Annotated in this window: 14 protein-coding genes; 4 read left to right on the forward strand and 10 right to left on the reverse strand. The window is 61.5% G+C overall.

Annotation, left to right across the window (positions count from 1 at the left end):
• Window positions 1–35: 35 nt before the first annotated feature.
• Window positions 36–956, forward strand: coding sequence for a lipid kinase YegS (gene yegS, locus AACY08_RS03780; RefSeq protein WP_339468152.1), 921 nt, complete (start codon window positions 36–38; stop codon window positions 954–956).
• On the opposite strand, the gene AACY08_RS03785 is transcribed toward yegS, so the two are convergent.
• On the reverse strand, window positions 915–1,574 hold the full coding sequence (locus AACY08_RS03785) for a response regulator transcription factor (RefSeq protein ID WP_339416585.1): 660 nt from the start codon (window positions 1,572–1,574) through the stop codon (window positions 915–917). The genes yegS and AACY08_RS03785 overlap by 42 nt on opposite strands.
• On the reverse strand, window positions 1,571–2,464 hold the full coding sequence (locus tag AACY08_RS03790) for a sensor histidine kinase (protein ID WP_339468293.1): 894 nt from the start codon (window positions 2,462–2,464) through the stop codon (window positions 1,571–1,573). Before AACY08_RS03790 ends, AACY08_RS03785 begins: the two co-directional genes overlap by 4 nt.
• Window positions 2,465–2,506: 42 nt before the next feature.
• Between AACY08_RS03790 and AACY08_RS03795 the strand changes: the two genes are divergently transcribed.
• Entirely contained in the window at window positions 2,507–2,677 is a 171-nt protein-coding gene (locus AACY08_RS03795) for a hypothetical protein (protein ID WP_339468154.1), read from the forward strand.
• 140 nt (window positions 2,678–2,817) lie between these two features.
• On the opposite strand, the gene AACY08_RS03800 is transcribed toward AACY08_RS03795, so the two are convergent.
• Window positions 2,818–3,267 carry a hypothetical protein gene (locus AACY08_RS03800; RefSeq protein WP_339468156.1) on the reverse strand — a complete coding sequence of 150 codons (450 nt, stop codon included), beginning with the start codon at window positions 3,265–3,267 and terminating at the stop codon, window positions 2,818–2,820.
• Window positions 3,268–3,806: 539 nt separating this feature from the next.
• Here AACY08_RS03800 and AACY08_RS03805 point away from each other — a divergent pair.
• Window positions 3,807–4,745 carry a chemotaxis protein CheV gene (locus tag AACY08_RS03805; protein WP_339468158.1) on the forward strand — a complete coding sequence of 313 codons (939 nt, stop codon included), beginning with the start codon at window positions 3,807–3,809 and terminating at the stop codon, window positions 4,743–4,745.
• A 45-nt stretch (window positions 4,746–4,790) separates the two neighbouring features.
• Window positions 4,791–5,597 (forward strand): MOSC domain-containing protein, encoded by an 807-nt coding sequence (locus tag AACY08_RS03810; RefSeq protein WP_339468160.1) that lies wholly within the window; start codon window positions 4,791–4,793, stop codon window positions 5,595–5,597.
• 66 nt (window positions 5,598–5,663) lie between these two features.
• Here AACY08_RS03810 and ppnP read toward each other — a convergent pair whose 3' ends face one another.
• The 7 genes from ppnP to AACY08_RS03845 all read right to left on the reverse strand — a co-directional run bounded on the left by ppnP (window position 5,664) and on the right by AACY08_RS03845 (window position 13,391).
• On the reverse strand, window positions 5,664–5,948 hold the full coding sequence (gene ppnP, locus AACY08_RS03815; RefSeq protein WP_339436299.1) for a pyrimidine/purine nucleoside phosphorylase: 285 nt from the start codon (window positions 5,946–5,948) through the stop codon (window positions 5,664–5,666).
• A 63-nt stretch (window positions 5,949–6,011) separates the two neighbouring features.
• Complete coding sequence (locus AACY08_RS03820; protein WP_339436298.1) at window positions 6,012–6,554, reverse strand: exonuclease domain-containing protein; 543 nt, start codon at window positions 6,552–6,554, stop codon at window positions 6,012–6,014.
• Window positions 6,555–6,627: 73 nt separating this feature from the next.
• Complete coding sequence (locus AACY08_RS03825) at window positions 6,628–8,511, reverse strand: acetyl/propionyl/methylcrotonyl-CoA carboxylase subunit alpha (RefSeq protein ID WP_339468162.1); 1,884 nt, start codon at window positions 8,509–8,511, stop codon at window positions 6,628–6,630.
• 427 nt (window positions 8,512–8,938) lie between these two features.
• A complete protein-coding gene (locus AACY08_RS03830) occupies window positions 8,939–9,700 on the reverse strand; it encodes an enoyl-CoA hydratase/isomerase family protein (RefSeq protein ID WP_339468164.1) in 762 nt (253 codons plus the stop codon).
• Window positions 9,697–10,854, reverse strand: coding sequence for a citronellyl-CoA dehydrogenase (atuD, locus tag AACY08_RS03835; RefSeq protein ID WP_339468166.1), 1,158 nt, complete (start codon window positions 10,852–10,854; stop codon window positions 9,697–9,699). The genes AACY08_RS03830 and atuD overlap by 4 nt, the downstream gene beginning before the upstream one ends.
• Window positions 10,855–10,898: 44 nt before the next feature.
• The gene (gene atuC / locus AACY08_RS03840; RefSeq protein ID WP_339468168.1) at window positions 10,899–12,515 is read right to left on the reverse strand and encodes a geranyl-CoA carboxylase subunit beta; all 1,617 of its coding nucleotides are present in this window, start codon (window positions 12,513–12,515) and stop codon (window positions 10,899–10,901) included.
• A 3-nt stretch (window positions 12,516–12,518) separates the two neighbouring features.
• A complete protein-coding gene (locus tag AACY08_RS03845) occupies window positions 12,519–13,391 on the reverse strand; it encodes an SDR family oxidoreductase (RefSeq protein ID WP_339468170.1) in 873 nt (290 codons plus the stop codon).
• Window positions 13,392–13,398 lie beyond the last annotated feature (7 nt).

Below are 13,398 nucleotides of genomic sequence, written 5' to 3' on the forward strand. Positions count from 1 at the left end.
CTTCAAGCACCTTTGAAGCCAGGAGTAACTCACCCATGACCACCCCCAAGGCACTGTTGATCCTCCACGGCAAGCAAGCCCTCAACGAGGATGTGCGCGACGCGGTGAAGGCCCGGCGCGAGCAGGGCGGCGAGCTCGCGGTGCGGGTGACGTGGGAGGGCGGTGACGCCCAGCGCCTGGTCAAGGAAGCCCTCACAGACGGCTACACCCGTATCATCGCTGGCGGCGGTGACGGTACCTTGCGTGATGTGGCCGAAGCCATGGCCCAGGCCAAAACCGACGCCAGCCTGGTGCTGATGCCCTTGGGCACCGCCAACGATTTCGCCAAGGCTGCCGGTGTGCCGCTGGAACCCGCCCAGGCCCTGGCGCTGCTGGATGTGCCGCCCCGGGCCATCGACCTCGGTCAGGTGGGCGAGCAAACTTTCCTCAATATGGCCACCGGCGGTTTTGGCAGCCAGGTCACTGCCAATACTTCCGAAGACTTGAAGAAGGTGCTCGGCGGTGCCGCTTACCTGTTCACCGGCCTGTCGCGTTTCAGCGAGTTGAAGGCCGCCTACGCCGAGCTGGATGGTCCCGATTTTCACTGGAAGGGCGAGTTGCTCGCTTTGGGTATCGGCAACGGTCGCCAGGCGGGTGGTGGGCATGAGCTATGCCCCGGTGCAATGGCGGATGATGGCCTGCTGGACGTCAGTATCCTGCCCGCGCCGCAGGAAGTGGTCGGCACGCTTCGCGAGCTGATGAACAATGGTTGGGGCTTGGACACTATGTTTGTTCGGGCACGCCTGCCATGGGTTGAAATCAGACGGGCTGAAGGCCTGTACATCAACCTTGACGGTGAACCGCTCAAGGGCGACGACCTGCACTTCGAGGCCTTGCCCAAGGCCTTGCGCGTGCACCTGCCGGTGGATTCGCCGTTAGTCGTCCAGGCTGATGATCTGCTCGCGCACGGCAAATAACACCAGGCCGGCCACGTCGAAAATCTGCAGGCGTTTCATGATTTGCGAGCGGTGCGCTTCCACGGTCTTGATGCTCAAGCCCAAGCCGTGGGCGATTTCCCGGGTGGACTTGCCGCGCACGATCAAGCGCAGGATTTCCAGCTGCCGCGCCGTGAGGTTATGGCTGTGCGCGGCGGGCGTGGCGGGCCCCTGGCTACGCACCAGCGCTTGGTTGATCACCGTGTGGGCAATCGCCGGGCTCAGGTAACGTTCGTTGTTGCGCAAGGCCAGCAGCGCGTGTTCCAGCTCGTTGGCGGTGGTGTCCTTGAGCAGGTAGCCATGGGCGCCGGATTCCAGCGCGCACATGATCAATTCCGGGTCGGTGTGCATCGACAGGATCAGCACGCGGCTCTTGGGGTAGGCCCGCCTGAGTTGCTGCAGGGCATCCAGGCCGCCGGTGTGCTTCATCGACAGGTCCAATAATACGATATCGGGTAGCAAGGCGCTGAACTGCTCAAGTAGCTGTGCACCGTCGCTGGCTTCGCCGATGACGGTGTAGCCGGGAATGTCCTGGACCAGCGCGCGTACGCCGGCCCGGATCAAAGCGTGGTCATCCACCAGGAGTAATTTGCAGGTCACTCGATAACCTTAGGGGAACTGGCCCGATCGAGGGCGCGTGGCGCCCAGGGGAAAAGCGCGTTGATCCGTGTCCCTTTGCCTGGCTGGCTGCTGACGGACAATGAACCGCCAAGCTGATCAACCCGCTCGGACATGCCGGCCATGCCCCGCTGGCCTTCCAAGGCAGGGTTGATGGCCGGCGAAAAACCCTGGCCGTCATCGCAGATACTCAGCGAGAGGCCCTCGGGCAGGCGTTGCATGCGGACCAGCAGGTTACCCGCCTGGGCGTGGCGTAGCATGTTGGTCACCGCTTCCTGGGTGATGCGAAAGGCCGCCACCGCCATTTCTTCCGGGATACCGGTCAGCCGTTGCTGGCATTCCAGGCTCCAGCACACCTGGGTGTTTTCCAGGGTCTTGAGCAGGTGCGCGCGCAGGCTGGCTTCCAGGCCCAGGTTGGCCAGCTGGCGAGGGTTGAGAATGGCAGACACGTCGCGCACCTTGGCCAGGGTTTCATTCAGCGTGTTGCACAGCACCGTGCACTGGCTTTGCAGGTTGTCCGGCAGGCGGCGCTTGAGCCATTCGCTTTGCAGCTTGGCGGCGGTGAGCAGTTGGCCGATATCGTCATGCAGCTCGCGGCTGAGGCGGTGGCGTTCGTTTTCCTGGACTTGCAGCAGGCGGTCGGCCAGTTCCTGGGGCTGGAACTTGATGGATTTGCGCGAATGCCACTGTTGCAGGCCCACCACGAGCAGGATGGCCAGGTTGAGCACAATCACCAGCAGCGGCAGGGGCGCAGAACGGGTATAGGTCCAGAGGCTTAGCAACAGCGAGCCAAGGCACAGGGCGAGGATCAAATGGCGTGCATTGCTGCGTGACGCGGACCTTGCGATGAGTGTCTTGAGGCTGGCGTACATAGCGGATGGAGCCAATGAGGGTTCGCTGCGGGAAGACCGGTCATGGCGGCTGACAGGGCTCTGTTTGGAATGCGTTATCGAATCGTTTTCAAGCATGATGAAGTGGGCGCACTTCGAGCGGGGCATAATACCACCACTATTGCCGTTGGTCGCCTGGCTGGGTTATTAAACGTGCAAATGTTCCAGGCGGTATTCCCGGAGTTTATGAAGTGAGGGGTTATATTATTTCCGTGAATTTGTATCGTTATTACCGTTACTGGCTAATTGATATTGCGTGGGTGGGATTCAATTCCATTTGATGGGTGGGCGGCGTTTTTAGGTAACTTCAGTTTCATACACGACCTGATATCCGCTCAAGACATGTGGTGCATTCGCTGCTGAGGTTTAAAGCTGAAATCCTTTTGTGGAATATGCAGAGTTACGGTAGCAATCAGCGTCGTTTGCTCCGCTTCATCCAATGCCAGTTGGCCGGTTCTTACATCAATCAGCTCCAGCTGCCAGGCGAGCAATGTCAAGCACTCTTCCAAGGCGTCCAAGGCTTGATCATGCAACTGCAAGGGGCTCTCGGCATTGGCGATCAGGTACTGGATATGCCGCGAGAACTCGCTGATCGCCTGCAGTGCAAGGTGGTCGGCGCTTTCGGCGAGCTTGATCAGGCTGACCTTTATGCAGTCGATGGCGTCACTGTCGTTTCGGATCAAATGCAGGTGGCTAAGGCATTCCTCCGATTTGGCCAGCAGCTTTTCCGCCTCGTGCAGGAATTCGGGAAGTGCACGTTGCCACTCTCTACCGTCGTTCATCATGCAAGTCTCCACAACATAAGGTCGGGTGATGAGATGTCGCACCGGGTGAATGGCTTAAAAGTAGCGCTGAAATATGACTGAAATCTGTAGGTTGCTTCTGAGATTTTAGTAGGGCGTTTATTAGAGTGACAGCGACGGCTGTGCGCCGCCCTCATGAGCGGGGTCAATTGCACACCTTCGAGTGCCGACATCTGAGTGTCTGAAAGACCCGCGTGCTGAGGGCTTGGGATGGCAAACAAAAGCCTGACTCCATTCATGCATTGAGAATGGCGTCACATTAATGGCTATTAGATATTGCGAATATCAGGTTGGGCCTGATTGCGCATAGGGGAATCCCTTACATGGCGGAACCTTGCGTCGAACTTAGTGTCTCGCAACGTCGCTGCACCGCTACTTGTAGAGCCCGAGCAGTAAACCATGATGTCAGTGTGACATCAATGCATTTACGTGGCATTTTACAGGGGTCAAGGTCTGGCGCTCGCCGCCGATAACAACCGTTATGTGAACTGCACAATCCCCTAGCGCATCAGGAGCTTTTAATGGCCGGCATTCTCGACACGGTAGATCAACGCACGCAACTGGTGGGTGAGAATCGCCTTGAGATCCTTATGTTCCGCCTGGCCGGGCGGCAGTTGTTCGCGATCAACGTGTTCAAGGTGCAGGAAGTCCTGCAACTGCCCAAGCTGACGTTGATGCCGCAACGCCACCCGTTCGTATGCGGCGTGGTCAACCTGCGGGGCCAGACGCTGCCGGTGATCGACCTGTCCCAGGCCATCGGCATGCGCCCGCTTGTGCCGGGGCCCAACAGCACTATTATTGTCACCGAGTACAACCGTTCGGTGCAGGCGTTCCTGGTGGGCGGCGTGGACCGCATCGTCAATATGAACTGGGAAGCCATCCTGCCGCCGCCAGCCAGCGCCGGGCGCCAGCATTACCTCACCGCCATCAGCAAGGTCGACGACCAGTTGGTGGAAATCATCGATGTGGAAAAAGTCTTGGCTGAGATCGTGCCGTACAACGCCAAGGTCTCCCGTGAAAAACTCGAAGACCCCGTGCTGGAACGCGCCCGTGGCCGTGAAGTGCTGCTGGTGGATGACTCCAACGTGGCCCTCTCGCAACTGCGCGACACCCTCGGCCAACTGGGCGTAAAGATGCACATCGCCAGCGATGGTCTCAAGGCATTGAACATGCTCAAGGGCTGGGCCGACAGCGGCCAGGTGATGACCGACAAGCTGTTGATGATCTTCACCGACGCCGAAATGCCCGAGATGGACGGCTACCGCCTCACCACCGAGATCCGCAATGACCCACGCCTGCGCAGCCTCTACGTGGTGCTGCACACCTCGTTGTCGGGCAGCTTCAACGAGTCGATGGTGAAGAAGGTCGGCTGTGACAACTTCCTGTCCAAGTTCCAGCCTGACAAGCTGGTGGATGTGGTGCGCCAACGTCTGATGCTGGACGAAGTGCCCGCCGTGTAGTGAGCGGTTATAGTATGGCCTTTGCTCGTCAAGGAATGCAGGCCCATGCTTCGTCTCAGCGCGTTGTACCGTTACCCTTTGAAGTCCGGCAAGGCCGAAATACTGCAACAGGTCGGCCTGGATAAACTCGGTGTGGACGGGGATCGACGCTGGATGCTGGTGGATGAAGCCAGTGGGCGTTTCCTCACACAGCGCGCCGTGGCTAAGATGAGCCAACTGTCGGCGCTGTGGAACAGCCGCGGTGGCCTCACCCTGAGTTCGCCTGGCTGCACGCCGCTGGACGTGGCGCTGCCGGCCAGCGACGACGAGTTGCGTGGTGTGACCATCTGGCGTGACACCCTGCGTGTGCCGGACGCAGGCGACGCGGCGGCTGCCTGGGTCAGTGACTTTATCGGCAAACCGACGCGACTGGTACACATCCCCCTGGAACGCGCCCGTACCACCCAGGCCGGTTACGGCAAGGACGATGACCAGGTCGCGTTTGCCGACGGTTACCCCTTGCTCGTGATCAGCCAGGCCTCCCTGGACGACCTCTCGCAACGCATCGGCCGCCCCATGGAAATGCTGCGCTTTCGTCCCAACCTCGTGATCGAAGGCAGCGAAGCCTTCGCCGAAGACGGCTGGAAACGCCTGCGTATTGGCGATGTGGAGTTCCGTGCGGTCAAGCCGTGCTCGCGCTGCATTCTTACCACCATCGACCCGCACACCGGCGAACGCAGCGCCGACCGCGAGCCTTTTGCAACGCTGGAGACTTATCGCAAGACTGAGGATGGCGCGATTTTCGGCCAGAACCTAGTCAATGACGGCATTGGGCGGCTCGAGATTGGAATGCCGGTGACCCTTCTCGAGTGATTCACCCGCTAATAAAAAATGCCCGTCTCGCAGGAGACGGGCATTTTTTTGAGCCTTGGAAAACCCTTACCCGCGGTATTCGCACAGATAAGCGGTGTCCACGGCGACCTTGAGCTGGAACTTGCTGTTGGCCGGTACGTTGAACTGGCTGCCGGCAGCAAAGGTTTCCCAGCCGTTGGCGTCAGGCAGTTTGACGGTCAGGGCGCCAGAGACCACGTGCATGATTTCACGCTGCGCCGTACCGAACTCGTATTCACCCGGGGCCATTACGCCGATGGTCGCCGGACCTTCTGCAGTGCCGAAAGCGATCGACTTGACGGTGCCGTCGAAGTACTCGTTGACTTTAAACATGGGCGATTCCTCGGAAAAGGGTCTGGAAAGGTCGGCCAGTATGCCCAAGGGCAGGGGAGCTGCCTAGGCCGGCAGAATCAGCGGTAACAGGCGCGCCGTATTGCGCGCATCCTCCAACGCCCGATGCTGCTGGCCATGGAACTGCATCCCCGCCAATTGCAGGGCGCCGTTGAGGCCCGGAGGCTTGTCCAGGCGTCGGGCCTTGGCGAAGCGCTGCTTGAGGTTTACATGGGGCGTGTTGGCGAGCGCGCTGGCCAAGCCATGGCGCTGCCACTCCAGTTCCAGCTGCTTGCGATCGTAATCGCCCCAACTGGCCCAGCCTTCCAGGCGCGGCTGATGCTGGCCGAGCCAGCGTTCGAACAGCGGCCACACCTCGGTGATCGGCGCCGCGCCATCGATGTTTGCCTGGGTAATGTGCGTCAGCTGGCGACAGAATGGCGTCAGCAATGGCCGGCGCAGCGGGCGTACAAAGCGCTGGAAATGATCCAGCTCGCGCCCCTGGCGGTTGACCAGGCTCGCGCCGATCTCGATGACTTCCATCTCCGTCACGGGCCAGCCGCCTTCATCCGTTGTGGCTTCAAGGTCAATAATCAGCCAATGAGGCATCGCGCAGGTTCCCGTACTCTTCCTTTTCTGTTGGGGATAGAGCGTAGCCCGGCCGTGTAGTTCCGCCTAGGGGCTATTCGATCTCCAGTAAAACCTGACGATTGCGCACTTGATCTCCGGCAATTACCTGCACGCCCTTGATCACGCCGTCGATGCCGGCGGTCAGTGGATGCTCCATTTTCATGGCTTCGAGCACCAGCAGCAGTTGGCCTTTGGTCACGTTGTCGCCAGCGCAAACCCGCACATCGACGATGGCGCCGTCCATCGGTGCCTTGACTGTGCCGCTGCTGGCGTCGGCCTGGCGGCCGGCGACTTGCTGGCTGCGGTTAGTCACCGTGAGGCCCGGCAGCCACAGTTGGTTGCCGTCAAGGTGATAGGCAACGCGGCGGCGGATGCCGTTGAGTACCACGGTGGCGTAGCGTCCGTCGGTGGTGAGTGGCAGCGGGTCAGCGCTGACGGTGTGGATTTCGCCATTGATTTCAAGGCGATAGGTGCAGGGGGCGCTGGCGGTGTTGCGCCATCCCGCCAGGGCTTGAGGATGCTGGTCGGCGCTGTGTGTGTAAAACAGCGCGGCGGCCAGGGCGAGTTGATCTTTTGATGCGGACTGGGGCAGGACTTCGTTGAAGTGTTCTGCGATAAATCCGGTGCTGAAATTCCCAGCGATAAACTCCGGGTGCTTGAGCATATCGGCCAACAGTTGCCGATTGGTCGCGACCCCTAGCAACAGGGTGTCTTCAACCGCCCGCAGCAGTTTGCGCCGCGCCTCTTCACGTGTGGCGCCATGGGCGATGATCTTGCCCAGCATCGGGTCGTAGAACGGGCTGATGCGCTGGCCTTCCACCACGCCATGATCGATGCGCACGCCCACGGCCGGTTCCCAGCGCAGCACTTCGCCGGTTTGCGGCAGGAAGCCCTGCGCCGGGTCTTCGGCGTACAGGCGCACTTCCATGGCGTGGCCACCCAGGGTGACGTCGGCTTGTGTCAGCGGCAGCGTTTGGCCGGCGGCGATCTGCAATTGCCAATCCACCAGATCCAGCCCGGTGATCAGCTCGGTCACCGGGTGCTCCACCTGCAGGCGGGTGTTCATCTCCAAGAAGTAGAACTGGCCGTGGCGGTCGAGCAGGAATTCCACGGTGCCCGCACCGACGTAATTCACCGCACGCCCGGCCTTCAGGGCGGCTTCGCCCATGGCTTGGCGCAGTGCTTGGGTCATGACGGGGCAGGGGGCTTCTTCGATGACTTTCTGGTGGCGGCGTTGGATCGAGCAGTCGCGTTCGCCGAGGTAGATCAGGTTGCCGTGGCTGTCGCCGAACAGTTGGATTTCGACGTGCCGTGGGTCGATCAGGGCTTGTTCGAGGATCAGTTCGTCACTGCCGAAGGCATTTTTGGCTTCGGAGCGGGCGCTGTGCAGGTTGTTCAACAGGTCTTTTGGGTGGTGCACCAGGCGCATGCCGCGACCGCCGCCGCCGGCGCTGGCTTTGATCATGAGAGGGTAGCCGATGCGCTCGGCTTGTTGTTGCAGGGTGGTGTCGTCCTGTGCGCTGCCTTGGTAGCCGTCGATGCACGGGACGCCGGCTTCGAGCATGGCGAGTTTGGATTGGCGTTTGCTGCCCATCAGTTCGATGGCCTCGACGCTGGGGCCGATGAAGGTCAGGTTGGCGTGTTGGCAGGCGCGGGCGAAATGGGGGTTTTCGGAGAGGAAGCCGTAGCCGGGGTGGAGGGCGTCGGCGCCTGTGCGTTTGGCGGCGTTTATGATGGTTTCTATGTTCAGGTACGACTGGTGGACTGGGGAGGGGCCGATGTGGACGGCTTCGTCGGCCATTTGGACATGTAGGGCTTGGGTGTCGGCGTCGCTGTAGATGGCCACCGTCCGGTAGCCCAGGGCTTGGGCGGTGCGCTGGATGCGGCAGGCGATTTCGCCGCGGTTGGCGATCAGGATTTTGGTGAGCTTTGGCATTTTCTGCTCCGGGTACATATCCGTTATTTAGGTAACGGCCACAATTGGTTCCGCTCTTACAGCGGGTCACTTTTGGAAAGGCCCAAAAGTAACCAAAAGGCCTTCGCCCCAACACTCGGCACCTCGCCTAGGCTCGGTGTGCCCGAACGCAGGCTTGAATCCGTGGGCCGCCGCGATGGGCCCTCCTTGGCCCAGCGCGGCTAACCCGGCGTCCTGCCGGGTTACCCACGGATTCAAGCCTGCGTTCGGCCAGCGTGTTTGACGGGGCGCCTGAGATCAAAATCAAAAACACGGCGGCCTGACAGCCGCCTGAGTGGTGTAGATCAAAAGCGCAGTTGTGGGGGCTGGGTTGAACCAGGCTCCCACATTTGGAATGCATTCCCCTGTGGGAGCTGGCTTGTCGGATCGCCGCACCGTTGCGAAGGCGTCATCTGCACCACCCCGGTTTGCGTTTCTGCACAAACGCCTGCGTCCCCTCAATCCCTTCCTCGCTCCTCACCGCCTCGGCAAACCACTGCGCGCCTCGATCCAGCACAGCCTCAAGCGGCTCATCGACACTGGCCAGCATCAGGGATTTGGTCCGCCCATTCGCCCCCGGCGCGCACCGCAGCACTTGCCCCAATACCTCATCCAAGCGCTCTGCCAACGCCTGCGGGTCGCGCTCGGTGAAGTGCACGACGCCCAGCCGCTGCGCTTCCACACCATCAAACCGCGCCGCCGTCAGCGCCAGTCGCCGCGCTTGGGTCAGGCCAATGCGCTTGACCACAAACGGTGCGATTTGCGCCGGCAACAATCCCAGGCTGGTCTCCGGCAATCCGAATTGCGCCTGGTGGTCCGCAATCGCAATATCACTCACACACGCCAACCCGAACCCACCGCCCAGCACCGCGCCTTGCAGCACCACGATCACTACTTGCGGCACTGCTTCCACTTCTTGCAGTAACGTGCCAAACGCTCGATTCAGCGCCTGTAGTTGGTTGCCCGCAGTGACCAGGTCCTTCACATCGGCCCCGGCGCAGAAATGTCCGCCCGCGCCGCTGATCACCAGCGCGCGCACCTGGCCGTCCAGTTGTGCCACTACGGCGCGCAGTTCTTTGACCATCTCCAGGCTCATCGCATTGCGGCTTTCCGGTCGGTTGAGGGTGATGTGCAGCACGCCGTTGTGCGGTTCCAGCAGCAAGGTATTCATGATTTTTTACCCGGCAAGGTGCCCATCAGTTTGCATATGATGCCCAGCATGATTTCGTCGGCGCCGCCGCCAATCGACACCAGCCGCACATCGCGGTATGCGCGCGCTACCGGGTTGTCCCACATAAAGCCCATGCCGCCCCAGTATTGCAGGCAACTGTCGCTGACTTCGCGGCCCAGACGCCCGGCCTTGAGCTTGGCCATGGAGGCCAGGCGCGTTACGTCCTGGCCTTTGATGTATTGCTCGGTGGCCTGGTAGACCAACGCGCGCAAGCATTCGATTTCGGTGGACAGTTCGGCCAGGCGAAAGTGGATGACTTGGTTGTCGATCAGCGCCTTGCCGAAGGTCTGGCGTTCTTTGCAGTAGTCGATGGTGCTGTCGATGCAATGCTCCAGGCCCTTGATCATATTGGCCGCGCCAAACAGGCGCTCTTCCTGGAACTGCAGCATCTGCATCATGAAGCCTGCGCCTTCGTGGCCGATGCGGTTGCGCTGGGGCACGCGCACGTTGTCGAAAAACACCTGCGCGGTCTCGGAGCTGTGCATGCCGAGTTTTTCCAGGGGCGGGCTGACGCTGATGCCGGGGGTGTTCATCGCCAGCATGATCAGTGATTTGTTGATGTGCGGTTTGTCGTCGGAGGTGTTGGCCAGCAGGCAGATGAAATCGGCGCTGGGCGAGTTGGTGATCCACATTTTGCTGCCGTTGATCACGTAGTCGTCGCCGTCTTTGCGCGCATGGGTCTTGAGCCCGGCCACGTCTGAACCGGCGCCGGTTTCCGAGACGCCGATGCAGCCGACCTGTTCGCCGCTGATGGCCGGGCGCAGGAATTCGTCGCGCAGTTCATCGGAGCCGAAGCGGGCGAGGGCGGGGGTGCACATGTCGGTTTGCACGCCGATGGCCATGGGGATACCGCCGCAACGGATGGTGCCGAACTCTTCGGCGGCAACGATAGAGTAGCTGTAGTCCAGGCCCATGCCGCCGAATGTCTCCGGTTTGGAAATGCCCAGCAGGCCGAGGTCGCCGGCCTTGCGGAAGATCTCGTGGATGGGAAAGCGCCCGGCTTTTTCCCATTCATCCACATGGGGGTTGATCTCGCGGTCGACGAAGGCACGCACGGTGCGGCGCAGTTCCTGGTGTTCCTGGGTGAAGATCATTTTTCTTGTTCTCCTGATCGCGACGCGCAGCGTCCCGGCGAAATTTAGAGACGCGCTACACCGAAAGTATTGGCTTGCAACTCACGCACCTCGGCCTCGTGGCAGGTATCCAGCAAAAAGCCCAGCAAGGTCCGCGTATCCCGTGGATCAATCAGCCCGTCGTCCCACAGGTTGGCGCTGCCGTACAGCGCGGTGGACTGGCTGTCGAGCTTCTGCGCGGTGACCTGCTCCAACATATCCAGCACCTTGGGGTCCGGCACCAGGCCCTCCTTCAACTGCTTGGCCTCGGTGACAATCCGCAGCACCTTGCCTGCCTGCGCGCCACCCATGACCGCCGTGCGGCTGTTGGGCCAGGCGAAGATAAAGCGCGGGTCCAGGCCGCGGCCGCACATCGCGTAGTTGCCGGCGCCATAAGAGCCGCCCACCACCACCGTGAGTTTAGGCACGCGGGCATTGGCCACCGCCTGGATCATCTTTGCGCCGTGTTTGATCACACCTTGTTGTTCCGACTCGGTGCCCACCATGAAACCGGTGGTGTTGTGAAGGAACAGCAGCGGTGTGCGGCTTTGATCGCAGAGCTGGATGAATTGCGCGGCCTTGCTCGCGCCCTTCGGCGTGATGGGGCCGTTGTTGCCGATCACACCGACGGCGCGGCCCTGGATGTGCAGGTGGCCGCAGACGGTGTGGGCGTCGAACTCGCCTTTGAATTCGAGGAACTGCGAGCCGTCCGCCAGGCGCGCGAGGATTTCGCGCACGTCGTAGGGTTTTTTCGGGTCATCGGGGATCAGGCCCAGCAGTTCTTCGATGGGGTACAGCGGCTCTGCGAAGGCGCGTTTCGGCGCCAGCGGCAGGCGATCGTCCCAAGGCAACAGGCTGACAATCTCACGTGCGATGCGAACGCCATCGGCGTCATTTTCCGCCAGGTATTCGGCGGTGCCGGCCGTTTGTGCGTGCATCTCGGCGCCGCCCAGTTCTTCATCGGTCGCCACTTCGCCGGTCGCGGCTTTAAGCAGCGGCGGGCCGGCGAGGAACAGTTTGGCCCGGCCGCGCACCACCACCACGTAATCCGACAGCCCCGGCTGATACGCACCGCCCGCCGTGGCCGAGCCATGCACCACGGTGATCTGCGGCAAGCCCATGGCCGACATGCGCGCCTGATTGGCAAAGCTGCGCGCGCCCTCGACGAAAATCTCGGCGGCATAGTTGAGGTTGGCACCGCCGCTCTCGGCGAGGGTCACCACCGGCAGTTTGTTCTCCATGGCGATCTGTTGCAGGCGCAGGGATTTCTTCAAGCCCGTGGGGGAAATGGTGCCGCCCTTGATTGCGCTGTTATTGGCCACCACCAGCATGCGCACGCCGCTGACGTAGCCGATCCCGGCGATCAACCCACCGCCGGCAGCACTGCCGTCCTTGTCGTCGTGCAGCTTGTAGCCGGCCAGGCTGGCCAGCTCCAGAAACGGCGCGCCGGGGTCCAGCAACAGGTTGAGGCGCTCGCGGGGCAGCAGTTGGCCGCGCTTGTCGAACTTGGGCTTGGCGTCCTGTGCCTTGCTCAGCAGGGTGTGTTCCAGTTCGCGCACGTGGGCGATGGCGGCGAGCATAGCTTCGCGGTTCTGCGCGAACGGTGGGCTGTGGGTATCGATCAGGGATTCAATCACTGGCATGGCTTATTTCTCCGCCTTGAGCACATCCGGCAGGTAGGCGCGGTGGAAGCCGTTGAACGGTTCGCTCGGCGGTTGCGCCTTGTGCAACGGCCAGGCGCGGCTGCCGAGGCTGGCGGCGCCGTCGATGCGCAGGGTGCTACCGCTGATAAAGGCGGCGGCGGGGCTGAGCAGGAAGACAATGGCCGCGCTGACTTCCGACTCGGTGCCGATGCGCTTGAGTGGCACATGTTCGCGCAGGGTTGGAATCACTGCCTTGAAGGCGCCTTCGTAGGTGTCCATGCCGCTGGAAGCGATCCAGCCCGGCGCGACGGCGTTGACTCGCACGCCGGCACAACCCCACTCAAAGGCGGCGGTCTTGGTGAAGTTGTCCATGCCGGCGCGCGCCGCGCCCGAGTGGCCCATGCCGGGCATGCCGCCCCACATGTCTGCGAGCATGTTGACGATGGCACCACCATGCTTGCTCATGGATTGGTTGAACACTTCACGGGCCATCAGGAAACCGCCGACCAGGTTGGTGCGCAGCACGGTTTCAAAGCCTTTCTGGTTGATCGAGGCCAACGGTGACGGGTACTGGCCGCCGGCGTTATTCACCAAGCCGTGGATCGGGCCGTGATCACTCAGGATCTGGCTGACCAGCGTCTTCACTGCTTCTTCATCGCGAATGTCGCAGGCCTGCCAATGAGCGATGCCACCGTCTTCAGCGATTTCCGCTGCGACCGCTTGCAGCTTTTCCGGCTTGCGTCCCACCAGCATCACCTGGGCGCCCAAGGCTGCCAATTCGTGTGCAGTGCAACGGCCAATCCCGCTGCCACCGCCGGTGACAATCACGGTCTGCCCCTGGAACAGGTCGGCTTTGAAGATCGAGTCGAAGGCCACGGCAACG

The sequence above is a fragment of the Pseudomonas sp. EL_65y_Pfl1_R83 genome, assembly GCF_963970695.1.
Taxonomy (GTDB): Bacteria; Pseudomonadota; Gammaproteobacteria; order Pseudomonadales; family Pseudomonadaceae; genus Aquipseudomonas; species Aquipseudomonas tritici.